The organism is Actinacidiphila guanduensis, from assembly GCF_900103985.1.
Lineage (GTDB): Bacteria > Actinomycetota > Actinomycetes > Streptomycetales > Streptomycetaceae > Actinacidiphila > Actinacidiphila guanduensis.
Genome location: NZ_FNIE01000002.1, coordinates 161,140 through 186,605 on the forward strand (window position 1 = coordinate 161,140; position 25,466 = coordinate 186,605).

At 72.0% G+C, this 25,466-nt stretch carries 23 protein-coding genes and 2 tRNA genes; 6 read left to right on the top strand and 19 right to left on the bottom strand.

The genetic code is table 11. The features are described 5' to 3' along the window. Positions 1-36 precede the first annotated feature (36 nt). The 5 genes from BLR33_RS03990 to BLR33_RS04010 all read right to left on the bottom strand — a co-directional run bounded on the left by BLR33_RS03990 (position 37) and on the right by BLR33_RS04010 (position 4,245). On the bottom strand, positions 37-786 hold the full coding sequence (locus tag BLR33_RS03990) for a class E sortase (protein ID WP_093782863.1): 750 nt from the start codon (positions 784-786) through the stop codon (positions 37-39). Between the two features lie 19 nt (positions 787-805). Beyond that, positions 806-2,404: a class E sortase gene (locus tag BLR33_RS03995; RefSeq protein ID WP_093783246.1), complete on the bottom strand. Its 1,599-nt coding sequence runs from the start codon at positions 2,402-2,404 to the stop codon at positions 806-808. Between the two features lie 35 nt (positions 2,405-2,439). Beyond that, a complete protein-coding gene (locus BLR33_RS04000; protein ID WP_093782864.1) occupies positions 2,440-3,096 on the bottom strand; it encodes an aminodeoxychorismate/anthranilate synthase component II in 657 nt (218 codons plus the stop codon). After that, positions 3,093-3,296: a hypothetical protein gene (locus BLR33_RS04005; RefSeq protein WP_093782865.1), complete on the bottom strand. Its 204-nt coding sequence runs from the start codon at positions 3,294-3,296 to the stop codon at positions 3,093-3,095. Before BLR33_RS04005 ends, BLR33_RS04000 begins: the two co-directional genes overlap by 4 nt. Positions 3,297-3,462: 166 nt before the next feature. Continuing rightward, entirely contained in the window at positions 3,463-4,245 is a 783-nt protein-coding gene (locus BLR33_RS04010) for a DUF881 domain-containing protein (RefSeq protein ID WP_407639630.1), read from the bottom strand. Positions 4,246-4,388: 143 nt separating this feature from the next. Between BLR33_RS04010 and crgA the strand changes: the two genes are divergently transcribed. Next, a complete protein-coding gene (gene crgA, locus BLR33_RS04015; RefSeq protein ID WP_093782866.1) occupies positions 4,389-4,643 on the top strand; it encodes a cell division protein CrgA in 255 nt (84 codons plus the stop codon). Positions 4,644-4,919: 276 nt separating this feature from the next. On the opposite strand, the gene BLR33_RS04020 is transcribed toward crgA, so the two are convergent. Both BLR33_RS04020 and BLR33_RS04025 read right to left on the bottom strand, forming a co-directional pair. Beyond that, complete coding sequence (locus BLR33_RS04020) at positions 4,920-5,780, bottom strand: rhomboid family intramembrane serine protease (RefSeq protein ID WP_093782867.1); 861 nt, start codon at positions 5,778-5,780, stop codon at positions 4,920-4,922. 140 nt (positions 5,781-5,920) lie between these two features. Beyond that, positions 5,921-6,454 (bottom strand): peptidylprolyl isomerase, encoded by a 534-nt coding sequence (locus BLR33_RS04025; protein WP_093782868.1) that lies wholly within the window; start codon positions 6,452-6,454, stop codon positions 5,921-5,923. 372 nt (positions 6,455-6,826) lie between these two features. Between BLR33_RS04025 and BLR33_RS04030 the strand changes: the two genes are divergently transcribed. Further along, positions 6,827-7,633, top strand: coding sequence for a DUF5324 family protein (locus BLR33_RS04030; RefSeq protein ID WP_093782869.1), 807 nt, complete (start codon positions 6,827-6,829; stop codon positions 7,631-7,633). 363 nt (positions 7,634-7,996) lie between these two features. Here the strand turns inward: BLR33_RS04030 and BLR33_RS04035 are convergent, their stop codons facing one another. Both BLR33_RS04035 and BLR33_RS04040 read right to left on the bottom strand, forming a co-directional pair. Continuing rightward, a complete protein-coding gene (locus tag BLR33_RS04035) occupies positions 7,997-8,986 on the bottom strand; it encodes an SMP-30/gluconolactonase/LRE family protein (protein ID WP_093782870.1) in 990 nt (329 codons plus the stop codon). Positions 8,987-9,184: 198 nt separating this feature from the next. After that, positions 9,185-10,042: an NmrA family NAD(P)-binding protein gene (locus tag BLR33_RS04040; protein ID WP_093782871.1), complete on the bottom strand. Its 858-nt coding sequence runs from the start codon at positions 10,040-10,042 to the stop codon at positions 9,185-9,187. A 145-nt stretch (positions 10,043-10,187) separates the two neighbouring features. On the opposite strand from BLR33_RS04040, the gene BLR33_RS04045 reads away from it, so the two are divergent. Beyond that, the gene (locus BLR33_RS04045) at positions 10,188-10,574 is read left to right on the top strand and encodes a winged helix-turn-helix transcriptional regulator (protein WP_245771146.1); all 387 of its coding nucleotides are present in this window, start codon (positions 10,188-10,190) and stop codon (positions 10,572-10,574) included. Positions 10,575-10,645: 71 nt separating this feature from the next. On the opposite strand, the gene BLR33_RS04050 is transcribed toward BLR33_RS04045, so the two are convergent. Next, positions 10,646-11,650: an NAD-dependent epimerase/dehydratase family protein gene (locus tag BLR33_RS04050; RefSeq protein WP_093782873.1), complete on the bottom strand. Its 1,005-nt coding sequence runs from the start codon at positions 11,648-11,650 to the stop codon at positions 10,646-10,648. Between the two features lie 96 nt (positions 11,651-11,746). On the opposite strand from BLR33_RS04050, the gene BLR33_RS04055 reads away from it, so the two are divergent. Then, entirely contained in the window at positions 11,747-12,397 is a 651-nt protein-coding gene (locus BLR33_RS04055; RefSeq protein WP_176930116.1) for a TetR/AcrR family transcriptional regulator, read from the top strand. Here the strand turns inward: BLR33_RS04055 and BLR33_RS04060 are convergent. Beyond that, positions 12,291-13,448, bottom strand: coding sequence for an aminotransferase class V-fold PLP-dependent enzyme (locus BLR33_RS04060; RefSeq protein WP_093782875.1), 1,158 nt, complete (start codon positions 13,446-13,448; stop codon positions 12,291-12,293). The genes BLR33_RS04055 and BLR33_RS04060 overlap by 107 nt on opposite strands. Positions 13,449-13,690: 242 nt before the next feature. Here BLR33_RS04060 and BLR33_RS04065 point away from each other — a divergent pair, with 242 nt between their 5' ends. Beyond that, complete coding sequence (locus BLR33_RS04065; protein WP_093782876.1) at positions 13,691-14,254, top strand: GNAT family N-acetyltransferase; 564 nt, start codon at positions 13,691-13,693, stop codon at positions 14,252-14,254. Positions 14,255-14,355: 101 nt separating this feature from the next. Here BLR33_RS04065 and BLR33_RS04070 read toward each other — a convergent pair. Continuing rightward, positions 14,356-14,428 (bottom strand) — tRNA-Ala (locus BLR33_RS04070). A gap of 240 nt (positions 14,429-14,668) precedes the next feature. On the opposite strand from BLR33_RS04070, the gene BLR33_RS04075 reads away from it, so the two are divergent. After that, complete coding sequence (locus BLR33_RS04075; RefSeq protein ID WP_093782877.1) at positions 14,669-16,162, top strand: serine/threonine-protein kinase; 1,494 nt, start codon at positions 14,669-14,671, stop codon at positions 16,160-16,162. 207 nt (positions 16,163-16,369) lie between these two features. Here the strand turns inward: BLR33_RS04075 and BLR33_RS04080 are convergent, their stop codons facing one another. The 7 genes from BLR33_RS04080 to gyrB all read right to left on the bottom strand — a co-directional run bounded on the left by BLR33_RS04080 (position 16,370) and on the right by gyrB (position 25,058). Continuing rightward, positions 16,370-17,683, bottom strand: coding sequence for a hypothetical protein (locus BLR33_RS04080; protein WP_093782878.1), 1,314 nt, complete (start codon positions 17,681-17,683; stop codon positions 16,370-16,372). Beyond that, on the bottom strand, positions 17,680-19,065 hold the full coding sequence (locus BLR33_RS35005) for a hypothetical protein (protein ID WP_176930117.1): 1,386 nt from the start codon (positions 19,063-19,065) through the stop codon (positions 17,680-17,682). Before BLR33_RS35005 ends, BLR33_RS04080 begins: the two co-directional genes overlap by 4 nt. Positions 19,066-19,256: 191 nt before the next feature. Then, positions 19,257-19,397 carry a DLW-39 family protein gene (locus BLR33_RS35010; RefSeq protein WP_176930118.1) on the bottom strand — a complete coding sequence of 47 codons (141 nt, stop codon included), beginning with the start codon at positions 19,395-19,397 and terminating at the stop codon, positions 19,257-19,259. A 208-nt stretch (positions 19,398-19,605) separates the two neighbouring features. Continuing rightward, positions 19,606-19,679 (bottom strand) — tRNA-Ile (locus tag BLR33_RS04090). Positions 19,680-19,727: 48 nt separating this feature from the next. After that, a complete protein-coding gene (locus BLR33_RS04095) occupies positions 19,728-20,330 on the bottom strand; it encodes a DUF3566 domain-containing protein (protein WP_093782880.1) in 603 nt (200 codons plus the stop codon). 15 nt (positions 20,331-20,345) lie between these two features. Further along, entirely contained in the window at positions 20,346-23,012 is a 2,667-nt protein-coding gene (gene gyrA, locus BLR33_RS04100; protein WP_322987089.1) for a DNA gyrase subunit A, read from the bottom strand. Positions 23,013-23,057: 45 nt separating this feature from the next. Continuing rightward, positions 23,058-25,058: a DNA topoisomerase (ATP-hydrolyzing) subunit B gene (gene gyrB / locus BLR33_RS04105; RefSeq protein ID WP_093782881.1), complete on the bottom strand. Its 2,001-nt coding sequence runs from the start codon at positions 25,056-25,058 to the stop codon at positions 23,058-23,060. Positions 25,059-25,466: the final 408 nt, after the last annotated feature.

A 25,466-nucleotide genomic window follows, 5' to 3' on the forward strand; every position in this document is an offset into this window, starting at 1 on the left:
CAGGCCCGCAGGCCAGGCGGGATTGTCGGGCACGCCCTAGCGGAGCTCGGGCGGCGGGGTGCGCAGCGCGTCGACCTTCTGGGTGCGCACCAGCTGGCCCCACACCACGTAGCGGTAGCGCGAGGTGTAGACCGGCGTGCAGGTCGTCAGCGTGATGTAGCGGCCCGGCTTGGTCTTGCCGGACTCCTTGGGGACCTGGTCGGTGACGGCGACGTTGTACTTCGAGGTCTGGTCGAGCACGTTGTAGACCTTGTAGACGTACCAGGTGTCCTTGGACTCGAAGACGATCGGGTCCCCGACGTGGATCTTGTCGATGTTGTGGAACTTGGCGCCGTGGCCGTCCCGGTGGGCGGCCAGCGTGAAGTTGCCGTTGGCGTCCCAGGGCATCGCGGCCGGCGTCGGGTCGGTGTAGTAGCCGGCGACGCCCTCGTTGAGCACCTTGGTGGACGTGCCCTTCTTCACCAGCACCTCGTAGTGCTTGCCCATCGCCGGGACGTGCAGGAAGCCGATGCCGTCCTTGGTGTCCAGGCCGCGGGGGGCCACCCCCTTCGCGGGAGTCTGCGCCCACTCCTTGCGGACCTTGCGGCTCGCCGCCTGCTCGTGCCGGTCCGCCACCACGTTCGTCCACCACAGCGAGTAGACGACGAACAGCGCCAGGATCAGCCCGGCGGTGATCAGCACCTCGCCGATGACGCTGACGGTGGCCGCGATCGGGCCGCGTCTGCGGGGTCCTTCGCCCTGCGGGGCCCCCGTGCCGTCCTGCAACTCCTGCGTTGTGTCAGCCATGACCCCGCCGTTTCAGCTTTCAGCCGTTGACCAGCGCGTCCGGCTTCCCCTTGCTGCGCGGGCGCTCCTCGATCATCTTGCCCCAGACGATCAGCCGATTGGTGCTGGTGAACTCCGGCGTGCAGGTGGTCAGCGTCAGATAGCGGCCGGGACCGGTGAACCCGGAGCCGACCGGCACCGGCTGGAGCACGCTGATGTTCGTCGGCGGGGTGGAGGCCAGCGAGCTGGTGATCTCGTAGGTGTAGTACGTGGTGGCCGTCTCGACCACCACCTTGTCGCCCGGGACCAGCTTGTTGATGTAGCGGAACGGCTCACCGTGGGTGTTGCGGTGGGCGGCGACCGCGAAGTTGCCGGTCTTGTCCCAGGGCATCGCGGTGTTCAGGGCGCCGTCGTAGTGGCCGATCATGCCGTGGTCGAGCACCTTGGTCTTGCTCACGCCCTGCGCGATGGGCGCCTTGACGTCCAGCTTCGGGATGTACATGATCGCGAAGCCCTGGCCGGGCGAGAAGGTACCGGGCGCCCGGTTCGGGTCGGACTCGTCGGTCTTCCACTGCTGCTCGAGCTTGTTGGAGGCGCTGTTGGCCTGGGCGTGGGCGCGGACGTTGGTCCACCACAGCTGGTAGGCGACGAACAGCAGCATCAGCACGCCGGCGGTGATGAACAGCTCGCCGACCACCCGGCTGGCCACGACCGCGGGGCTGTCCTTGGCCGCCTTCGCCGCACGGCGGGCCTCGACCCGGCTCAACGGCTGCGCGGGCGCGGTGCCTTCCCCCGTGGCCGCGGCCGCGCTCGCGTTCGCCGCCGGGACACCGCGGTTCCTGGCCCGGTGGCCGCCCTTGGCCGCCTTGCGCCGGGCGGCGCGCCCGCCCTCGACGGAGGGCGGCCCGAGCACGGGCGGCGCGGGGTCGGCGGGGGTGTCGGCGACAGCGGCCGCGGGCGGCTCCTCGGGCAGGGAGATCTGCGGGAGCTGCGCGGTGGCGTCGGTCTCGGCGAGCGGTGTGGGCCCAGCGGACGCGGCCGGTGCGGGGGGCTCGGGCCGTACGGCACTGTGACGGCCCAGGGAGACCTGCGGGAGCTGCGCGGTGGCGTCGGTCTCGGCGAGCGGTGTCGACGCGGCGGGCGCGGGCGGCTCCGGACGTACGGCGCTGTGGCGGCCCTGCGGCCGCGGCGGTTCGGGCTGCTGCGGCTGCGGGGCCAGCGGCGGTGACACCTGCTGCTGCGGCGCAATCTGCTGGACGGGCTGCTGCGGTGCCGCAGGTTGCTGCGGGACGACCGGCTGCGACGGAGCCGTCGGCTGCGGCACTGTCTGCTGGATCGGCTGCGCCTGGACGGGCTGCGGCGGCACCGGGGGCTGCGCGGGTCTCGCGTGCTGGCGCGGCGGGCGGGCCTGCTGCGGCGGCTCCGGCTGCCGGGGCGGTGCCTGGGGGGCGGGCCCCGCGAACCACGGGGAGGCCGGCTGCGGCGGCTGCGGCGCCGCCTGCTGGAGGGGCTGCGGCTGGACGGGCTGCGGCCGGGGGGGTTCCTCGACCGCCGGGGGGCGGCCGGGAAGGGGGTCGTTGAGCGGGTCGTTCAGCTGACCCACGACGACCTCGAACTGCCCGGTGTCCTCGTAGGACATCGGGCCGTCGGCGGGACGCTCCGGTCGGAGCGTGGTCACGCCCCGGCCCTCCCGCCGGAACCGCCCGCCCCCACGACCGGGGCCAGCCCCTGCGAGCGCTCGACCGCGCCCGGATCGCCGCACTCGGCCAGCCAGTTGGCGAGCATCCGGTGCCCCCACTCGGTGAGCACCGACTCGGGGTGGAACTGCACCCCCTCGACCGCTGCGTCGCGGTGCCGAAGCCCCATGATGATCCCGTTCTCGGTCCAGGCGGTGACCCGCAGTTCGTCGGGGAGGCTGTCCCGCTCGACCGCGAGCGAGTGGTAGCGGGTCGCGGTGAAGGGCGTCGGCAGCCCGGCGAAGACCCCGCCGCCCTCGTGCGTGACGAGCGACGTCTTGCCGTGCAGCAGTTCCGGCGCGCGGCCGACGACCCCGCCGTACGCCACCGCCATCGACTGCACACCCAGGCAGACGCCGAAGACGGGCACCGCGGTTTCCGCGCAGTGCCGCACCATGTCCACGCACACCCCGGCCTCTTCGGGGGTGCCGGGGCCGGGGGAGAGCAGCACCCCGTCGAAGCCGTCGTCGGCGTGCGCCGGCGAGACCTCGTCGTTGCGCAGCACTTCGCACTCGGCGCCGAGCTGGTAGAGGTACTGGACCAGGTTGAAGACGAAGGAGTCGTAGTTGTCGACCACGAGGATGCGTGTGCTCATCGGACGGCGGCCACTCCGTACAGGACACCGAGGCCGTCGTTGTTGTTGTCGACGGTCACGTCGTTGAAGGGCAGCAGCGGTTCCGCCCAGGGGAAGACGTACTGGAAGAGTATGTAGACGATCAGGACGACCAGGGCGAGTGAGATCAACGCCCTCACCCACGCGTTCCCCGGCAGGTGTCGCCAGATCCAGCCGTACATGCGGTGTGCCTTCCTTAGGTGTCCCCGCAACAGGGTAAGGGGAGATGGGCGACCTGGGGGCGTCCACCGGACAAAGGTTGGGCATGGGGCCCGCCGCCGGCCGGCCCGCGATCGGCCTGTGCGCAAGGGCTGTTCAGGGCGGCTTCAGGGTCACCCCATGGCGGCTTCACGGCTGCTGCACAGGCTGCGCATAGGACAGGCCGACCGACCCGTCATAGCCGGGCAGTGTGGTGCGGTGCTGGGTGGCGACCTTCCAGCCGAGGCCGTACGCCCGCACGTACTGCAGGTAGTTGGTGATCGCGGGGCTGGTGTCCAGGGCGTGGCGCAGTTTGTCCTGGTCGCCGACGGCGGTGATGCGGTAGGGCGGGGAGTAGACGCGGCCCTGCAGGATCAGGGTGTTGCCGACGCAGCGGACCGCGCTGGTGGAGATCAGCCGCTGGTCCATGACCCGGATGCCCTGGGCGCCGCCCTGCCACAGGGCGTTGACCACGGCCTGCAGGTCCTGCTGGTGGATGACGAGGTCGTTGGGCTGCGGGTCGGGGACGCCGGGGACGAGCGCGGTGGCGTCCGGTGGCGCGTCGTTCAGCGTGACCTGCAGGCCCGGGCCGGTGAGCGGCGCGGTGCCGGCGGCCTTCTCCAGGTCCTCGATGTGCCGGCGCTCGGCGGGGCTCAGGCCGCTGCCCTGCCGGGTGAGCCGGTCGACGTCGGCCCGTACGCCGGCGACCTGCTTCTCCAGCTTCTCGTTCTGCGCGTTTTTGCTGCGCACGTTGTCCGACAGCTTGGGCAGCGGGTCGTCGCTGCGGATGTCGACGCCCTTGGCGGTGTCGAAGCTGGTCCAGAAGATGAGGCCGGCCAGGGCGAAGACGGCGCCGCTGAGCACGCGCAGCCCTGCCGCCCGCCGCCCGCGCGAAGGCGTACGGGCGGGGGAGGTGCCACCGGCTCCGGTCACCAAATACCCTGCTCCTTACAACCTGGGGAAGCACTACGCTAACGGACGCCCGGAAGCGGCAGCGCCTCCACTTGGCCCCTCAACCGCCAAGCTGACCCCGCAGAACCGTGCGGTGACGCAGCGCATCGACAGGAGAGTCCCTCGTGCCGAAGTCACGTATCCGCAAGAAGGCGGACTTCACCCCGCCGCCCACGAAGTCGGGCACCGCGATAAAGCTGGGCAACCGGGCCTGGGTGGCGCCCCTGATGCTCGCGTTCTTCGTGGTCGGCCTCGCCTGGATCGTGCTCTTCTACGTGACGCAGGGCGATCTGCCGGTGGACGCGCTCGGCAACTGGAACATCGTGGTCGGCTTCGGCTTCATCGCGGGCGGGTTCGTCGTCTCCACGCAGTGGAAGTAGCGACCGCGCTCCCCACACTTATCCACAGCCGTATCCACAGTGGGGAAAAGGTCAGACGATCTGTGGATAACCTCTACGAGGTTGACGCCGGTACGACCGGTGGCCGAGACCGCGGCCACCGGTCTTTCCTTGATCGTGCAGGGATCTTGCGGGAAAACCCTGACAGGTCACCCTGCGCACAACGCCTCGCACAGGTTGTGCACATGACGCACAGGCGCGCCGTCCCACTGTGGATAACGTGTGATCAACGCCAGGGGACACGGGCGGACCGCACCCCTATGACGTGACCTGCGCCACAGCGACAGCGGTGAGGGCGAGCGAGACCACCAGCACGGCCGCGGTGGTCCCCCACTGCACCAGGACCCGGCGCCGCTGGGGCGCGTAGAGCATGCCGATCGCCACCAGGGTGCCGGCCACCAGGCCGCCGAGGTGCGCCTGCCAACTGACGTTCGCCCACGTGAAGCTGAAGATGATGTTGAGCACGAGCAGGATCATGATCGGCCGCATGTCGTAGCGCAGGCGCCGCATGTAGACCGCGGTGGCGCCGAAGAGGCCGAAGATCGCGCCCGAGGCGCCGATGGTGAGCGAGTCCGGGGCGAGCAGCAGCACCGCCGCGCTGCCGCCGAGCGCCGCCACCAGGTACAGCGCCGAGTAGTGCCACCGGCCTATCCGCTGCTCCAGCGGGGCGCCGATCCACCACAGCGAGAGCATGTTGAAGCCGATGTGCGCGGGGTTGGTGCGGTCGTGCAGGAAGGCGGAGGTGATCACCCGGTACCACTCGCCGTTCGCCACGCCGCCGCACACGTTGTTGTACGGCGGGCTGTCGCAGTACGCGTAGAGGCCGAGGTCGGTCAGCAGCTTGTTGCCGACGGCGAGTTCGAGCAGCCACACCGCGACATTGAGGCCGATGAGGATCTTCGTGACCAGGAACGGGTCGCCGTGCCCGACCCGGCCGCCGGCCACCGTGCGCGGCTGGGAGGCGTGGTGGGAGGAGTTGCTCTCGCTGACGCACGAGGGGCACTGGAAGCCGACCGACGCGCTGACCATGCAGGACGGGCAGATCGGCCGCTCGCACCGGGTGCAGCGGATGCCGGTCTCCCGGTCCGGATGCCGATAGCAGCACAGAGTCTGCTCCATGACGCCCACTCCCCTGACGACGGGCCTCGCACTCACGCGCCCCGTCCGTTCGTACCGGAAGTACGAGCGGGCGGGGCGCGGTGTTCCCGTACCGTACGGGAGGCTCCCGACGAAGGGTACGGGATCGTGCGGCGGGGGGGTCAGCCCTCGCGCTTCTCGATCGTCACCGTCTCGATGACGACCTCCTCCAGCGGGCGGTCGGTGCGCGGATTGGTCGGGGTGCCGACGATGGCGTCCACGACCTTCCGGCTGGCGTCGTCGGCGACCTCGCCGAAGATGGTGTGCTTGCGGGTCAGCCAGGTGGTGGGGGCGACCGTGACGAAGAACTGCGAGCCGTTGGTGTGGGGGCCCGCGTTGGCCATCGCCAGCAGGTAGGGCCGGTCGAAGGACAGGTCGGGGTGGAACTCGTCCGGGAACTCGTAGCCCGGACCTCCGGTGCCGTTCCCCAGCGGGTCCCCGCCCTGGATCATGAAGCCGGAGATCACCCGGTGGAACACCGTGCCGTCGTAGAGCCTGCCGGTGGACGGCTCGCCGGTGCGCGGGTCGGTCCACTCCTTGGTGCCCTCCGCGAGCCCGACGAAGTTCGCCACCGTCTTGGGCGCGTGGTTCGGCAGCAGCCGGATCACGATGTCGCCGTGGTTGGTCCTCAAGGTGGCGTAGAGCTGCTCGGCCACGATCTACCTTCCGTGGAGTCTTCGTTGACAGTCTTCGCTGTCAGTTGCCGACAGGCCGACAGGCGTCGACAGTCGTTGACAGGGGACAAATCCTTGCACGCCGCGACCGCTCCGGGCGGCCCTCCGGCGGCACCGGTGGCCGGCACCGACGGAAATAGGGGTCGCCCGCCCCTGCGGAGCCGGCTCCGGCCGCGGCTGACGGGGGGCGGGTCCGGCTCCGGTCCGGACATGACCCCGGCTGACCCGCCTCTCACCCGGCCCTGACCCGGATGGCTTGCCGCACATGCCGGGCCGGAGGGGGCCGGGCATGATTTCAAACCGGGTGGATAGGCGAAAACCGTACGCCACCGAGCCACCGAGGAGGAGGTTCCTGTGACCCGCATCGACAGCGTGCGCCACGCGGCCGACGTGACGAAGGACAGCGTGCGGCACGCCGCGGAGGTGGCGGCACCGTACGCGAGCGCGGCCAAGGAGAACGCCGTGGTCTACGGCCGGCAGGCCGGGACCTACGCCGGGACGTACGGGCGCCAGGCCGGCGTCCTCGCCCGGCAGCAGTACGACGCGAAGCTCGCCGCCCGCGTCGAGCAGGCCCGCGACCAGGCGCGTGCGGCCGTGCCCCCGAAGGCCGCCGCGGCGGTCGAGACCGCGGCCCGCCGCACCCGCAAGGGCGCGCGGGCGGCCGCGGAGTTCGCGGTGCCGAAGGCCGCCGCCGCGGTCGCGGTCACGCGGCTGGCCGCGGGCCCGGCCCGCGAGGAGGTCGTGCTGCGCGGTTCGGCCGCCCTGCACGCCCTGCGCGGCCAGGTCTCCGCGGAGGACATCGACCGCCTGGTCCGGCGCCGGCTGCGCCGCCAGAAGGCCGGCCGGATCGCCCGGGACGCGGTCTTCGCGGCCGCGGTCGCCGCGGCGGGCATCGCCGTGTGGAAGTGGTGGGCCCGGCAGAGCAGCCCGGAGTGGGTGGTCGAGCCGAGCGAGGCCACCGAGGTCGGCGACCGTGCCGCCATGAACGGCAGCGCGACCCTCACGGTCGTGGACCCGCTGGACACGGGCGGGCAGTCGGTCAACGGCTCGTCGGCGAAGATCGACAAGGTCGACGGGACAGCGGGGGCGGGCGATCTCGACCCCGAGGTCGAGGCCAAGCAGGCGGAGGCCGACCGCAAGCGCGAGAAGGGCGACGAGTGAGGCGGTGCCCTTGAGCGGGGCCCTCTCTTGTGCGGGCGGGGTCCTTCCCGCGCAGGCGGGGCTCCTTTCCTGCGGGTAGGGCGCTCCGCTCCTGCACGAGGGGTGGCGCGGCCGCTCGGGGAGGGGCGCCGCTTCCGCGTGGAGGGTGCCGCCGCTCGGCAAGGAGCAGCGCCGCCGGCTCGTGAACGGTGCCGGCGCATCGAGCGCCCTGGGTTGCCGGACCTGTCGGTACGGCGGGACGGCAGCCCAGGGCGCTCGGTCTTTTCGTGCCCGGGTGGACCCGGGTGGGCGCTCTTTCCGTACCCGGGCGGGCGGGGCCTCGGGCGGAAGGTCCCGCCCGCGGTGGCCCGAGTGGCGCGGAGGTCAGTGCAGCGGCAGGCTCGCGAGCGTGAACGCCGGGCTGGTCAGCGGGGTGCCGTACAAGTAGGTGTCCATCTGCGAGTTGGTCACCAGCAGCCGGTTCCCGCTCACGGCGACGCCGGTGGTCGTATCGGCTCCCGGGTAGGTGCGCTCGGAGACAACGGTGGCCCGGCTGCCGTGCTCCTGGAGACGGACCGTGGCGACCTCGTTGTTCACGGAGCGGTCGATGTAGAGGGTGTCCCCCCACCGTGTGATGCCGTCGGCGCTGGTGAGCGCCGGGGCGGCGATTTCGCGGATCTCGCCGGTGGCGAGGGTGAGCCGGTAGAGCGCGCCGCTGTACCAGTAGCCGATGATCAGGGACCTGCCGTCCGGGCTCGTGGTGATGCCGTTGCCGTTGGACTGGCCGGCCACGTAGTCCGGCAGGTGGTAGGCCACTTGCAGGGTCCGGTGGGCTCCGGTGGCGGGGGCGTTCACCTCGGCGGCGGGGATCCGGTAGACCACGGGGCGGAAGGAATCGGTGATGTACACATCCCCGTCGGGCGCGACGACCTCGTCGTTGACCAGGGTCTTCTCCCCCGTGTCGGGGACGGTGTAGGAGGAGACGAGCCTCCCGGTGCCGGTGTAGACGAAGAAGCGCCCGGTGAAGGCGCCCGCGGCCAGCAGGCGGTCGCCGTCGGTCTTGAGCCCGGTGACCTGGGTGCGGCCGTCCTGGCCGCCGGGCAGGAAGGGCTCGAGTGTCTTCGCCCCGACGGGCCCGCGGTAGACGGTGCCGTCGGCGATGCTGCCGGTGTAGACGTAGCGATGGTCGGCCGTGACGCTCTCGGGGAAGGCGTTGTCGCCGTCGACGGCGATCGTCCGCACGCTGCCTTCGCGGCCCGTCGGCGCGGCCGTGGCGGAGGCGGGGATCACGAGGGCGGCCAGGACGGCGAACGTCGCGGTCGAGACGAACAGCATGCGCCGCCGGGTGGCGTGCGCGGTGGTGCCGGTGGACATGAGGAGTTGCCTTCTGACGTGCTCGGAGGGATTCGGAGAGATTCAGAGGGATTCACAGGGGTGCGTTCTCTCGCGACCGCGACGCGTATGCCGCCGGGCTGGGCGGTGATCGCAGCCGATGGCGGGCCGGGCCGGCGCAGCGCGTGAGCGGTGTCAGCGCGGGGTGTCGGCGGTGGCCGCCGCAGGGCGTCGGTGGTGTCAGCGCAGGGCGTCGGCGATCGCGTCGGCGAGGGACGTGGTGGGCCGGCCGATCAACCGGCTCAGGTCGCCCGAGTCGGTGAACAGCTCGCCCCGGCTCATGCCGAGGTCGGCGTCGGCGAGGACGTCGGCCAGCGCGGCGGGAAGGCCGGTGCCGGTCAGTACCTGGGCGAGTTCCGCGGCCGGGGTATCGGTGTAGCCGATCCGCCTGCCGGTGGCGGCCGAGACGGCCGCGGCGAACTCCGCCAGGGTGAAGGCCTCGTCGCCGCCCAGCTCGTACACCGCGCCGGCATGCCCCTCGGTGGTCAGCACCGCCGCGGCGGCCTCGGCGTAGTCGGCGCGGGCAGCGGCGCTGATCCTCCCCTGGCCCGCGGCTCCGGTCACCGCGCCCTGCTTGAGGATCACGGGGAGCTGCCCGGTGTGGTTCTCCAGGTACCAGCTGTTGCGCAGCAGCACGCTGGGCGCGTCGCGCTCCCGCAGGTACTCCTCGGTGGCGCGGTGCGTGGCGGCGAGGATCGTGGTGGCCGTGTCGGCGTGCACCATGCTCGTGTACGCCACCAGCGACACACCCGCGGCCAGCGCGGCGTCGATGGCGCGCCGGTGGTTGCCCAGGCGCTCGTCCACCGTGGTGGTGGAGATCAGGAGCAGCTTGTCGGCCCCGGCGAAGGCCGCCGCGAGGCTGTCCGGGTCGGCGAAGTCGGCCCTGCGCACCACGACGCCGCGGTCGGCAAGATCCTTGATCCTCGCGATGTCCCGGCCGGTGGCGACGATCTCGGAGGCGGGGACTCCCCGCCGCAGGAGCGCCTCCACGGCAAGCCTGCCCATCTGTCCGGTGGCTCCGGTGACGACGGTTGACATGGGTGTTCCTCATTCCTGCCGCGTCCTCCCGCGGCACGTTCCCCACGTTGACCTGGGCGCTCTCCATAGGGAAGTGACCACTTTTTGGTAAGGTGGCCACCCGCGGGAAAGGAACGAGGTGAATGCCGTGGCGTCCGGAGCGGCCGTGACCGAGCCCACACCGCCATGGGACCCGTACACGCGTGGCTGCCCCTCGCGCGACCTGCTCGACCAGATCGGCAGCAAGTGGGCCGTTCTCGTGGTGGGCGAACTCGGCAGGCACGGGGCGTGCCGCTTCACCCAACTGCGGAAGCAACTGGCGGGGGTGAGCGAGAAGATGCTCACCCAGACGCTGCGCGCCCTCGAACGCGACGGCCTGGTCCTGCGCACGGTCTATCCGGAGGCCCCGGTGCGTGTGGAGTACGCGCTGACCCCGCTCGGCCAGACGGTCCGGGAACCGCTGCGGGCGCTTGCCGACTGGTCGGTGCGGCACACGGACGAGGTCATCGCCGCCCGCGAGAGGTACGACACCCGCACCGGGCCGACCGGCTGACTCCTTGCCGCCGCGGTCTCCGGGAGCGGGCCGGCGCCTGGGTTGGGAGCGGGCCGTCGCCTGCGTTCCTGCTAGGCGAGGCCGTGGGAGAGCAGGCTGCGGGCGCAGTCGACCACGGTCTCGCGGGCCGGGCGCGGCTGCCATCCGAGGATGCTGTGCGCCTTGGCCGTGCTGTGCCGGTTGCGGCGCCCGAGGGCCGGGGCGATCTCGCTCATCGCGGGATTGCCGCGGACGACGTCGTCAGGGATCTCCTGCGTGGAGACGCGCTCGCCGTCCTCGCCCAGCTCTTCCTTCAGGGCGCGGGCCATGTCCAGCATCCAGGTGAACTCGCCCGTGGCGAGGAAGCGTTCGCCCGCGGCCTTGGCGGAGGTCATTGCGCGGATGTGGATGTCGGCGAGGTCGCGGACATCCACGATCTCCAGACCGATACGGGGTACGCCGCTCATGGCGCCGGTGAGCATCTGCTGGACGATGCCGGTCGAGCCCATGCTGCTTGTGGACAGGATCGGCCCGAAGACGGCGCCGGGCAGGATCGTGGTGAGTTCGGTGGGGCCGTCACAGGTGGCCATGTAGTCCCACACGGCCCGCTCGGCCAGCGTCTTGGAACGGCGGTACGGGATCAGTGTCGGGTCGTCGGGGTCGGTCCACAGCGTCTCGTCGGTGACGCCGTCCTCGGCGTACGAGGAGGGGCTCGCGGTGTTCGCCGCGGACGTCATCACCACCCGCCGCACTCCGGCCTCGGCGGCCGCGCGCACCACGCGCAGTGCGCCGCCGCGGGCGACGGCGACGAGTTTGTCCGGGTCGGCGTCCGCGCCGCCCATGGGGGAGGCGACGTGCAGGACATGGTCCACGCCCCTGACGGCCGTGTCCCAGCCTTCGTCCGATGTGAGGTCGGCGACCGCGAACTCCAGGCGGCCGTCCGCGTCCACCTGGCCGGCCACGGCGTCGCGCACCGCCTGTTCCCTGCCGCGGCTGCGCACGGTGGTGCGCACCTGGTAGCCGCGCCTCAGCAACTCGGCGACGCACCAGCCGCCGACATAGCCGGTGCCTCCGGTGACCAGAACCGTTTCCGGCATGCCCGTCCTCCAGGTGATGTGACAAACTTAAGCGGAAGCCCTTCCGGTACTTCCCCGCGAACGTAACGGAAGCCTCTCCGTTTTGCAACCGAGCCGATGGGACCAGCTGTGACCGCGTCCTCCTCCCGCGCCAGGCGCACCGACGCGCTGAGCAACCGGGCGCGCATCCTCGCCGTCGCGGGCGACGCCTTCGCCGCGTCCTCGGGCGCCTCGATGACCGCGATCGCCAAGCAGGCCGGGGTGGGCGTCGGGACGCTGTACCGGCACTTCCCCACCCGCGAGGCGCTGATCGTCGAGCTCTACCACCACGAGATCCAGAAGGTCATCGACCTCGCCCACACTCTCGCCGCCGAGTTGCCCCCGCTGGACGCCCTGCGCCGCTGGTTCGAGGAAGTGGCCCGGTACGGCACGTTCAAGTACGGCGTGTCCGAGGTCATCCACGCGGCGACCAACGGCGGCCTGGACGACAAGAACTACGCGCCCTTTCTCGGCGCCATCACGGCCCTTCTCGACGCCGGCACCGCCTTGGGCGACCTGAAACCGGGCCTCGACGCGGAGGACGTCCTGCTCCAGCTCAGCGTCCTGTGGCGCATCCCCCCGGGCGACGACGCGGCAGCCCGCGCCACCCGCCTGCTGACCCTCATCCTCGACGGCCTCCGCGCCCGCCCCGAGGAGCACGTGGGGCATCCCGGTCCCCCACCAGCTCCGCCAGCCTGCGGAGGATCACCTCCAGCTCCCGGTCGGTGAGGGGGACGAGTTCGAGCGTCAGCTCGCCCTTCTCCTTGGCCTCGGACATGACCCAGATCGGCGGGGAACCGCTTGCGAGCGCCTCGGCCAAGGCGGCGGCGGTCAGCCCCGCCGTGGCGGAGTCGACGTCGAGCCGTGCGCGCGGGAACGGCAGCCCGGTCGGGTCCGCGACGACCGTGGTGCTGATCCCCGGCAGCCGCCCTGCCGCTTCGGCGAAGCGCGCGGCCTTGTCGTACTGCTCCTGTTCCCACGCGGGCCGGTCCATCTCCTGCCGTGCTTTCAGGGCGGCGACCACACCGACGATGGCCTCCTTGCTCGGCTTCATCGCCCGGCCGATCCCCTTCTCCTGCGCCCGGACGGCCCGAACGAGGTCCGCACGGCCGATGACCAGCCCGGCGGTGGGCGAACCGAGGTACTTCTGACCACTGACAGCCACAAGGTCGGCACCCGTGGCCAGCAGTTCCTTGATCCGGAAGTCCTGGGCCGCGCCGTCGACGATCACGGGGACGCCGTGCCGGTGGGCCAGTTCCGTCGCCTCCGCGATCGGCAGGTCGTCTCCCCGGGTCAGCCGGGAGGAGACCATCAGCAGGCACGCCACATCCGGGCGCGCGAGGCCGTCCTCCAGTTCGCCGAGGGAGCATCCGGCATCCGACCCCAGGAGAACCGGGGTCGCTCCGGTCAGCCGGATGTCCTGGACGATCGGATGTCCGTAGTCGACAGCGTGCCCGGCCGGGAGGAGAACGGTCCCGGGCATCCCCTCGGTGTGCGGCAGGGCCGCGATCCGCGACGGTGCGGCACCGGTCATCGACGCGGCGACGGACAGAGTGATGGCCGCGGACGTGCAGTGCACGACGGTGCCCGCTTCCGCCCCCGTGACCTGGACGATGGTGCGATCGGCGAGGTCCTTCAGCTCCTCCATGACGAAGAAGCCGGACAGCGCCGCAGCCGCAGCCGCGGCGACCTCCTCCGTACTCCGCGAGACACCGAGCGGGGTGAACGTCCCCCGCGCGTTGATGACCGGTGTCAGGCCGTACTGGTCGTGCAGCTCCATGCTTCTCATCTTCGCTGTGCCGCCCCCTGGTGATCCACATACCAGGAGAGACGTTGCCTCGGCCGGATAAGGTGGCGCGATCACCTGCGGACGCGAGGAGCGAGGGCGAGGCATCGGAAGGCCACCTGCCGGTGTTCGCCGGACAGCTCCGGAGGAGCAGGCTCACAGGATCGAGGCAGTCCCGTCGAGATCGCCGCCGTCGCCACGGCCGAGGACGGGTACGAAGGCCCGCAGGAGTGACCATGACGCACCACCGAGCACGCAGTGAGCAGCAGGAGCCCCTGATCCGACCCAGAACCGAGGACGACCTCGGGGACTGCGCCCGCGCCCTCGCCGAGGTCCACCGGCAGGACGGCTATCCGCTGAACTGGCCCGAGCAGCCCGCCGAGTGGATCGCGGAGGCCGGTGGGCTCGGCGCCTGGGTCGCCGAACTCGACGGCCGGTTGGCAGGCCACGTCGGGCTGTCCCCGAGCGGACCGGGAGACCTCGCCCCGGTGCTCTGGGGCGACCGGAACGGCACAGGGCCGGAGCGGGCCGCCGTCGTGAGCCGGCTCTTCGTCGCCCCGGGAGCACGGGGTCACGGGATCGGGGCGCTGCTGATCGGCAGGGCCGAACGGGAGGCCCGGCGGCGGGGCTTGCACCCGGTGCTGGACGTGGCGGCTTCCGACAAGGCCGCCGCGGCCCTGTACGAACGGCTGGGCTGGGAACGGCTGGCCACGATGGAGCAGCAGTGGAGCCCGCGGCAGACCGTGACCGTCCACTGCTATGCCGCCGGCTCCCGCACCATCGCCCCCGCACGTCCGTAGCCGACTGCGGCCGACAGCGGCCGACACAGCGGGTGCCCGGACGCCGACGACCCTCCTGCCCGAATCGGGCAGGAGGGTCGCTGACGTGCACAAGCCGCTTGTGGAGCCTAGGAGATTCGAACTCCTGACATCTGCCTTGCAAAGGCAGCGCTCTACCAACTGAGCTAAGGCCCCGTGTCGGAGACAGCGTACCGGGTTCCGGGGCGGGAGCCGAGTCGGTATCGGCGAGGGAGGCGGGGGAACGGGGGGTGCGGGGCGGGGGAACGGGGAGGCGGGCGGGACGGGAAGCCGTGGGGCCTCGCCCGAGCGGGGGCGTACCTGGCAGAGTTTGTGCGTGCACCAGGAGTGAGCGGGCACCGCAACGGGATCGCCGCGGGCCGCGCGGACGGCGGAGAAGGGAGCGGGCGGCCGACCATGGGTGAGGTCTTCGCGGGCCGGTACGAACTGGTGGACCCGATCGGGCGCGGCGGGGTCGGGGCGGTCTGGCGTTCCTGGGACCACCGCCGGCGCCGCTACGTGGCCGCCAAAGTGCTCCAGCAACGGGACGCGCACGCCCTGCTGCGCTTCGTCCGCGAGCAGGCGCTGCGCATCGACCACCCGCACGTCCTCGCCCCCGCGAGCTGGGCCGCCGACGACGACAAGGTGCTCTTCACGATGGACCTGGTGCGCGGCGGCTCGCTGTCGCACCTGATCGGCGACCACGGCCCGCTGCCGCCCCGCCAAGTGACCGTCCTGCTCGACCAGTTGCTCGCCGGCCTGGGCGCCGTGCACGCCGAGGGCGTCGTCCACCGCGACATCAAGCCGGCCAACGTCCTGCTGGAGGCGACCGGCACCGGCACCCCGCACGTACGCCTGTCGGACTTCGGCATCTCCATGCGCAAGGGCGACCCCCGGCTGACCGAGGCGGACTATGTCGTGGGCACCCCCGGCTACTTCGCCCCGGAGCAACTGCTCGGCGCCGAGCCGGACTTCCCCGCCGACCTGTACGCCGTCGGCCTCGTCGCCCTGTACCTGCTCAGCGGCCGCAAGCCCGACGCCCAGGCGATCCAGGAGCGGTTCCTGGCTTCGGGCATGCCGCCGGCCCCGCTGGGCGTCCCCGATCCGCTGTGGCAGGTGGTCGGCGCGCTGCTCCAGCCGGACCCGTACGCCCGGTTCCGTACGGCGACCGGGGCGCGCAAAGCGCTGGCCGCCGCGGTGGAACTGCTACCGGATGCCGAGGGCGAGCCGCCGATCGAGGTGTTCGACCGGATCGGCCCGCTCCCGGAGGGCTTCGGCCCGGACGGCCCGCTGACCGCGAGCTCCGGACGGCACGCGATGGGGCCGCCGCTGGCCTTCGGGGCGGCCATCGGGGGGCAGCAACTGCCCGCGCCGGGCGACCGGGCGCCGAGTCCGCAGCCCCCGGCCGGCCCGCCGACCTTCCCGCCGGTCCCGCTCACCCCGCCCGACCCGACACCGGCCGGCGCCCTGCCGCCGCCCCCGCGTACGCCCCCACTGGCCCCGCCGCCGTCTCCGCCGAGCACCCCGCCGAACGCCCCACGAAGCGCGCCGCCCAAGCCCGCCGAGGCGCCGTCCTCCGGGGTGCCCCTCCTCCCGGCCCCGGCCCAGCAGCCCCTGCCGGACAGCGGCCCCGCCGCACACGTCCCCGCGGGCAGCCCCACCGGCGAGCCGCTGACCCACCCCCGCACCCGCCTCGACGTGCCCGCGCCCCTCCCGCTGCCGAGCCCCGCCCCCGGCCCCGTCCCGCCCGCGGCACCGACACCCGCGCCCGCGGCCCAGGCCGACACCGCCTCCGCCCGGCTCCCCGCGACCCGTCCGCGCCCCGGCCCCCCGGCGAGGATCGCGATCCCCGTCCTGCTCCTCGCGCTGATCTGCTTCGCCGTGGGCATCGCGGCCCTGGCAGCGTCCTGAGCGGCCCTCCGGGGCCAGGACGGACCGCAATTCGCCGCGCCCACGAAGGCCGCTTCGCGATGCCGCCCCACCAGGAACGGCTCAGCCAGTAACCCGTGTGCCGGCACCGCGCTACAAGCCCGCCCCCTCACAAGCCGCCCAAAGCCAGCCCTGCCAGGCACCCGCCCCACGAGCCCGTCCCCCCACCAGCCCGGCCCGCGAACCGCCCTACGACGCCGTTCGGCCCGAGCGGAGCGCCTGGCGGCGGGCCAGTACGTACCAAGCCGCCAGGCTGAGCAGCAGCACCGTCCCCGCCCCGATCGCCCCGAACCCGAGCAGCCGCAACGCGGAGGAGGAGGGCGCGGCGGAGGCCGAAGAGCCCCCCGTCGCCGTACCGTCCGCCGCTTCGGCCGCACGGCGGCTCAGCCCGATGCCCGAGGACGCCGGATCACCGGAGTAGTGCGGCCCCGCCTGGGCCGCGCCCCCGACCTCCACCCGCAGCGTGATCGGCAGCGCGCCCTTGACCATCCGCGCCACATCCGGGTGCACGGTCACCGCGAGGTAGTACCAGCCGGCGTAGCGGACGCGCTGGACGGTGTCGTCGTCCGAGGTGCGGTTCGCGTACGCGACCGGCGCCAACTGCTCGACGAGCGCAGCCGGATCGCCGTCGTACCCGGCGTCGACGCCGTCCACGTACTGCCGGGTGGGGCTGAAGACGGTCAGCCGGGTCCCCTCGCCCACCAGGTCGAAGCCCTTGCGGTCCGGGGCGCTGGAGAAGTCCGCGAAGACGGTGGCCTGCTGGCCCCAGTCGACGGGGACCTTGTAGAAGCGGGTCTCACCGGGCAGCACCCGGTCCGTCCAGATCCCGGTCCGCACCGCGGCGGCCGTCTCGAAGCTCGCCCCGCCGCTCGCCGGGCGCGGGGTGCCGGCGGTGAGCGGGGTCGGGGAGGCGCTGGGGGTCGTGGGCACCGGGCCCGGTACAGCGCCGGAAGCCAGCGGCGGTTCGAGGACGAGCCGCACCTCCAGCGGCCAGGGCGCGGGATCGGAGGTGCCCGCGCTGGTGCGGTGCACCTGGAGCGTGTAGGCGTTGGCGTCCTGGCAGATGTCGTCCGGGTCGGTGATCGTGCGGGCCACCGCGGTGCCGATCGGGCGGGCGTCCCCGTCGTCGTCGAAGTGTTCCTCGCCGCTGTCGCACTGCGTGCCGTCCGCGCTGGTCAGCTCGATCTCGATGCCGTCGTTGTAGGCGACCCGGGAGCCGGCCGGCGGGACGGCGAACGCCGAGGCGTAGGCGGAGGACCGGGCGTCCAGCGCGACGCCGTACATCCGGGTCTGGCCGGGCCGGATGCTGTCCCGGTAGGTGGTGCCGGGCTTCAGCGCGGGCGCGTCGGCGCTCGTGGCGGTCCCGCTGATCGCCGTGCCCTGCGGCTGCCAGACGACAGGGGCCGCGGGGGACGGCGGGGCCGTGGTGTCCGCGGCCGCCCGGCCCGGGAGGGCGGCCACCGCCAGCAGCGCGGCCGCGGCGGCGAACATCGTGCGCTTCATGCCCTGCTCCTGTCCGTACGGGTCCGTGCGCGGTGCAGAAGTGCGGTGGCGGTCATCCCGGCGAGCGCGAGCGCCCCGCCCACGCCGAAGGCCGCGAGGTCGGCCCCGTGCAGACCGCCGGGCAGCGTGCCGCCATCGGACGCGGCCTCCCGGGTGCGGCCCGAAGTGCCGTGGGGACCCCGGGAGTTGCCGGCGGCCGGGGAAGCGGTCGATGAGGCATGCGCGCCCGCCGGTCCTGCCAGCGGTGGCGCCTTGTACTGGGGCCCCGCCAGTTCGGTGCCGGTGACCTCCACCCGCAGCACCACGCCCACCGAGGTGTCCTGCCCGGACGCGACCGGGCCGAGGGTGACCGCGATCCAGTAGTCCCCCGCCTGGTGCACCGGCTGCGAAGTGGCGTCGTCCGTCCAGCGGTTGGTCCAGGTCACGGGTACGGTGCCGAGGCCCGCGGTGACCGGGGTGCCGTCGTAGGCGTGGGCGGTGCCCCCGGCCGCGCCGGCCGAGGCGTCCGCGACCGGCAGCCGGCCCGGGGCGTAGGCGCCGGTGGTGACGTAGGTGTCCACGTGGCCGCCGAGCGCGGGCGCGTTGGCGAACTGCGCGGCATAGCTGAGCTGCTGCCCCCAGCCGAGGTGCAGCCTGTACCAGCGGGTGCGGCCGGGCCGCAGCCGGTCCCGCCAGACACCGGCGCCGATCCGGGCGGCGTCGTCGAAGCCGCTGCCGCCGGCGGTGTCCCGCGGGGTGCCGGTGGCGGGTGCGGGCGCGGTGCCGTAGTCGGTGCGGGCGGCGGCCGGGGTGGTGCCGGCGGGCAGCGGCGGCTCGGTGGAGACGAGCAGGGCGAGCGGCCAGCGGGCCCGGTCTGAGCCGTCGCCGGTGGTGCGGTGGACGGCGAGGAGGTACGGGCCGGCCTTGTCGCACGGATCGGTGCCGTCGTGGCTCGGCACGCGGCTGACCGCGGCGGTCAGTGGAGCCGCGGCCGCATCCTGGCCGAAAGGCGCCGTTCCGGTGCCGCATGGGTCGCCTGAGGCGGTGGTCAGCGCCACATCGATGCCGTCGCCGTAGCCGGTGGCGGCGCCCGGCTCGGGCACGGCGGTGACGGCGAGGTCGGCGGTGGCGGAGGCGTCCAGGGCGATCCGGTACCAGCGGGTCTGGCCGGGGCCGATGGTGTCGCGGGAGCGGCCGGGGCCGATCATGGCGGCGGTCCGGGCGCTGCGGCCGCCCGAGACGGCGGTCCCGGCGACAGGGAAGGTGCCGGGTGGGGCGGCCGTGGCGGGCCCGGCGGCGGATAAGGCGGTGAAGGAGGCGAGCAGGGCGGCGGCGCCCGCTATGAGGCCGCGGGGGCGGCGCTCGCCGCTCGTACGGGCCGTGCCGGCTGCCCCTGCTGCCATGGCGTCCACCCCCTCACGTCCCTCGCCCTGCGTCAGCCAGCACCGTATGCGATGTGCGGCGGAACTCAAGGGCGCTCCCGGCAGGTGGGCCCGAACGCCCAGGCCGCGCCGGGGAACGGCGAAGCCCCGGCCGCGCTGCGACCGGGGCCCGAAAGGACGCCCGCGCGCCTTGCGGCGCTACCGTCGGCGTCTCACACGTTCGTGCCGGAACCGCCCGGGACCGAGTCCGTGGCTTCCGTCCACAGGTCCTGCTCGGCGCGGTCCGCCTGAATCTGTCGGTACACGAACAGCCCGGCGACGGCGGCCAGTGCGATCAGGAGAATCTTCTTCATCCCGTGACCCTCCTCCTTCTAGTGCGAGACAGGCTCTGACGCGCCCGACTATACACAGCGACCGATACCGAACGGTTACCTGCCACCGGTTTGACGCGACCGGCCCCGTGATCGGTCCGCGGAGCAGCGCACCGCGCCCGCTCACAACCGAGCCGGACAACGACGAAGGTGGTGCCGGTCCGGAGACCGGCACCACCTTCGATGCCTGTGGGGCTAAGAGGACTTGAACCTCTGGCCTCTTCCTTATCAGGGAAGCGCTCTAACCGTCTGAGCTATAGCCCCGCGCTGCACGGAAAGATTAGCGCACGTCAGGCCGAGCCCCAAAATCGGTTACTCGTCCTCCGCGAGGGTCAGCTCCACACCGCCGACGAAGCCCGCCGACAGGTTGTAGATGAAGGACCCCAGCGTGGCCAGCGCGGTGGCCAGCACCACGTCGATCACCGCGATGATCGTGGTGAAGGTGAGCACGCGGGACAGCGAGAGGAACGACACCAGGTCGAAGCCGCCCTTGCCGTTGTCGGTGGAGGTGGCGTCGTTGATGGTGGAGCCCACCGTACTGAAGACGCCCATGGTGTCCAGCACCATCCACAGCACCGCCACCGCCACGATCGTGCAGATGCCGAGCGCGATCGACAGCAGGAAGCTGACCTTCATCACCGACCACGGGTCGGCCTTGGCGACGCGCAGCCGCGCCTTGCGGGTGCGCGGCACGGACCGGGCGGCCGGCCTCGGTCTGCGCACCCCCGCGGCGGCCGCGGACCCGGGCGTGCCCGGCGGCTGCGGCGGCGCGTAGGCCGACGGCGGCTGGTGCGGCGCCTGTCGGGTGTCCGTCACGGTGTATCCCCCCTCTTGCGGACCGCTGCCGCCGGCCGAGCCGGCTGAGCCATGGGCACCGCCCGTCCTGCCGGATCGATCCCCGCCCGCGGCGCCCATGGCTCCACTCACGGCCTACTCCTCCGAATCAGCGGCCTGGGACGGGGTGTCCTGGGCCGCAGCGTCCTGCTGTGCTGCGCTGTCCTGCGCGGTGCCGGCCGGCTCGCCGCCGTCCGCCACTGCCGCCGCCTCCGGATCATCCTCCGCTTCGGCGTTCCGCGCGATGGCGACGACCGCGTCCCGCTTGCCGAGGTTGATCAGCTGGACGCCCATGGTGTCACGGCCGGTCTCCCTGACCTCGTCGGCCCGGGTACGGATCACGCCACCGCCGAGGGTGATGGCGAGGATCTGGTCGGCCTCCTCGACCACCAGCGCCCCGACCAGCGAACCGCGGTCCTCCACGATCTTCGCCGCCTTGATGCCGAGCCCGCCGCGCCCCTGGACGCGGTACTCGTCGACCCGGGTGCGCTTGGCGTACCCGCCATCGGTGGCGGTGAAGACGAACGTACCCGGCCGGACGACGTTCATGGAGAGGAGTTCGTCACCTTCGCGGAAACTCATCCCCTTGACGCCCGAAGTGGCCCGGCCCATCGGCCGCAGCGCCTCGTCGGTCGCGGTGAAGCGGATGCACTGGGCCTTCCGGCTGACCAGCAGCAGGTCGTCCTCGGCGGAGACCAGTTCGGCGCCGATCAGCTCGTCCGATCCTCCGGCGCCACCCGCCTCCCCCTCGGCCTCGCGCAGGTTGATCGCGATGACGCCGCCCGAGCGCGGGGAGTCGTAGTCCTTCAGCGCGGTCTTCTTCACCAGGCCGGACTTGGTGGCGAGCACCAGGTACGGCGCCGCCTCGTAGTCCTTGATCGCCAGGATCTGGGCGATCCGCTCGTCCGGCTGGAAGGCGAGCAGGTTGGCCACGTGCTGGCCGCGCGCGTCCCGGCCGGCGTCGGGCAGCTCGTACGCCTTGGCGCGGTAGACCCGGCCCTTGTTGGTGAAGAACAGCAGCCACTGGTGGGTGGTGGTGACGAAGAAGTGGTCGACGATGTCGTCCTGCTTCAGCTTGGTGCCGCGCACGCCCTTGCCGCCGCGCTTCTGCGAGCGGTAGTCCTCGGTCTTGGTGCGCTTGACGTAGCCGCCGCGGGTGATCGTGACGACGATGTCCTCCTCGGCGATCAGGTCCTCGATGGACATGTCGCCGTCGAAGGGCACCAGCTTGCTGCGCCGGTCGTCGCCGAACTTGTCGACGATCGCCTGCAGTTCCTCGCTGATGATCTGCCGCTGCTTCTCCGGGGAGGCGAGGATCGCGTTGTACTCGTTGATCTTCGCCTGCAGCTCGTCGTGCTCGGCGATGATCTTCTGCCGCTCCAGGGCGGCCAGCCGGCGCAGCTGCATCTCCAGGATCGCGTTCGCCTGGATCTCGTCGATCTCCAGCAGGCCCATCAGGCCCGCGCGGGCGGTCTCGACCGTGTCGCTGCGCCGGATCAGCGCGATGACCTCGTCGATCGCGTCCAGCGCCTTGAGCAGGCCGCGCAGGATGTGGGCGCGCTCCTCGGCCTTGCGCAGCCGGAAGCGGGTGCGCCGGACGATGACCTCGACCTGGTGGGTGACCCAGTTGCGGATGAAGGCGTCCAGCGACAGGGTGCGCGGCACGCCGTCGACCAGGGCCAGCATGTTGGCGCCGAAGTTGGTCTGCAGGTCGGTGTGCTTGTACAGGTTGTTGAGCACGACCTTGGCCACGGCGTCGCGCTTGAGCACGATCACCAGGCGCTGGCCGGTGCGCGAGGAGGTCTCGTCGCGGACGTCGGCGATGCCGCCGATCCGGCCGTCCTTCACCAGGTCGGCGATCTTCTGCGCGAGGTTGTCCGGGTTGACCTGGTAGGGCAGCTCGGTGACCACCAGGCACTGGCGGTTCTGGATCTCCTCGACCTCGACCACCGCGCGCATGGTGATCGAGCCGCGACCGGTGCGGTAGGCGTCCTCGATGCCCCTGCGGCCCACCACCAGGGCGCCGGTGGGGAAGTCGGGGCCCTTGATCCGCTCGATCAGGGCGTCGAGCAGCTCCTCCGGCTCCGCCTCGGGGTTGGCCAGGAACCACTGGGCGCCCTCGGCGACCTCGCGCAGGTTGTGCGGCGGGATGTTGGTCGCCATGCCGACCGCGATGCCGGCCGAGCCGTTGATCAGCAGGTTCGGGAAGCGCGACGGCAGCACCGTCGGCTCCTGGTTGCGGCCGTCGTAGTTGTCCGTGAAGTCGACGGTCTCCTCGTCGATGTCGCGGACCATCTCCATGGCCAGCGGCGCCATCCGGCACTCGGTGTACCGCATGGCGGCGGCCGGGTCGTTGCCCGGGGAGCCGAAGTTGCCGTTGGAGTCCACCAGCGGCATCCGCATCGACCACGGCTGCGCGAGGCGGACCAGCGCGTCGTAGATCGAGGAGTCGCCGTGCGGGTGGTAGGTGCCCATCACGTCGCCGACGACGCGGGCGCACTTGTAGTAGCCCTTCTCCGGCCGGTAGCCGCCGTCGTACATCGCGTACAGCACGCGGCGGTGCACCGGCTTCAGGCCGTCCCGCACGTCGGGCAGCGCGCGGGAGACGATGACGGACATCGCGTAGTCGAGGTAGCTGCGCTGCATCTCCGTCTCGAGCCCGACGGGCTCGATGCGCAGCGAGCCGGCCGAGTTGCGCTGGTCCTGCTCGGACTCCGGGATGTCGGGCACGGGCGGGTTCTCGGGGGTGGTGTCGTCGGCCATCGCTTCGTTCAAGTCCTTTCACACGGCCGGTGGGTCGGGGCCGACTCAGATGTCCAGGAAGCGGACGTCCTTGGCGTTGCGCTGGATGAAGGTGCGGCGCGCGTCGACGTCCTCGCCCATCAGCACCGAGAAGAGGTCGTCGGCCAGGGCCGCGTCGTCCAGGGTGACCTTGCCGAGCACGCGGTGGTCGATGTCCATCGTGGTCACCCGCAGCTCCTCGGCGTTCATCTCGCCGAGGCCCTTGAAGCGCTGGATGGAGTCCTCGCGCACCCGCTTGCCGCTCTGCTTGCCGAGTTCCACCAGGGCGTCGCGCTCGCGGTCGGAGTAGGCGTACTCCCAGTCGTCCCGGCCCCACTTGATCTTGTAGAGCGGGGGGCGGGAGAGGTACACGTGGCCGGCCTCGACCAGCGGGCGCATGAAGCGGAAGAGGAAGGTCAGCAGCAGGGTGTTGATGTGCTGGCCGTCGACGTCGGCGTCCGCCATGAGGATGATCTTGTGGTACCGCAGCTTGGCGATGTCGAAGTCCTCGTGCACGCCCGTGCCGAAGGCGGAGATCAGCGCCTGGATCTCCTGGTTCTGCAGGATCTTGTCGATCCTGGCCTTCTCCACGTTGAGGATCTTGCCGCGGATCGGCAGGATCGCCTGGTACTGCGGGTTGCGGCCGGACTTCGCCGAGCCGCCGGCCGAGTCGCCCTCGACGATGAAGATCTCGCACTTCGTCGGGTCGTTGGACTGGCAGTCGCTCAGCTTGCCGGGCAGCGAGGCGGACTCGAGCAGGCCCTTGCGGCGGGTCAGGTCACGCGCCTTGCGGGCCGCGACCCGGGCGGTGGCCGCCTGGATCGCCTTGCGGACGATGTCCGCCGCCTCGGTGGGGTTGCGGTCCAGCCAGTCGGCCAGGTGCTCGTGGACGACCTTCTGCACGAAGGTCTTCGCCTCGGTGTTGCCGAGCTTGGTCTTGGTCTGGCCCTCGAACTGCGGCTCGCCGAGCTTGACCGAGATGATCGCCGTCAGGCCCTCGCGGATGTCCTCGCCGGCGAGGTTGTCGTCCTTCTCGCGCAGCAGCTTCTTCTCCCGCGCGTAGCGGTTGATCAGGCTGGTCAGCGCGGCCCGGAAGCCCTCTTCGTGGGTGCCGCCCTCGTGGGTGTGGATGGTGTTGGCGAAGCTGTAGACACCCTCGCTGTACTGGGTGTTCCACTGCATCGCGACCTCGACCGACAGCATCCGCTCGCGGTCCTCGGCCTCCACGTCGATGACGGTGGGGTGCACCAGCTCGCCCTTGCGCGAGTTGAGGTACGTGACGTAGTCGACGATGCCGCCCTCGTAGTGGTACGTGGCCGACAGCGGCTTGCCCTCCTCGTCCACGTGCTCCGCGCGCAGGTCGGTGAGCGAGATCCGCAGGCCCTTGTTGAGGAACGCCATCTCCTGGAAGCGCCGGGAGAGCGTCTCGAAGGAGTACTCGGTGGTCTCGAAGATGTCCGGGTCGGCCCAGAAAGTGACCGAGGTGCCGGTCTCCTCCGTCGGCTCGTTCCTGGCCAGGGGTGCGGTGGGGACGCCCAGCTTGTAGTCCTGGCTCCAGCGGTACCCGTCGGTGCGCACCTCGACGGCGACGCGCGTCGACAGCGCGTTCACCACGGAGACGCCGACGCCGTGCAGGCCACCGGAGACCGCGTAGCCGCCGCCGCCGAACTTGCCGCCGGCGTGCAGGACGGTGAGCACGACCTCAAGGGCCGGCTTGCCCTCCGAGGGGACGATGCCGACCGGGATGCCGCGGCCGTTGTCCACCACGCGCACGCCGCCGTCGGGCAGGATCGTCACGTCGATGGTGTCCGCGTGGCCGGCCATGGCCTCGTCGACCGAGTTGTCGACCACCTCCTGGACGAGGTGGTGCAGGCCCCGCTCACCGGTCGAGCCGATGTACATGCCCGGGCGCTTGCGCACCGCCTCGAGCCCTTCCAGCACGGTGATCGCGCTGGCGTCGTAGGACCTGTTGGAGTTCTCGTTGGGGTTGCCGGAATCGGCCACGAAGCGCCCTTTCTGGCACAGCACGGGCCGGTCCCCGCCGGGGCGGGATCGGCCGTGTCGTCTAACTGTCGCTCGACATGTTCCGCTGGGGTCACCCCTGCCGGGCTCACCGGTACTGCCAGGGGAGGGCGGTGTACGACCAGTCTACCGGTAGCGCCGACATGAATGGGGCTTTGGCGGTACCTGAGTTCCCATGTGCCGACCGAATCCCCGCTCGCTGGACTCCCTCCACGCGGCCCCGGGGCCAAAACGGCTCACGCGGGCATTGCGGGCTTCCGGCTGTCAAGGCCCGGCTACGCACAGCAGGGGCACCCATGACCCGTCGGCAATGCCCGGGATATGACCGAAATCACCCCCGGTTCCCGGCTCCGCGCCCACCCATGAGGAGCGTCCACCTCCAGCCCACGCCGAGCCCACGCGGATTCCACGCCG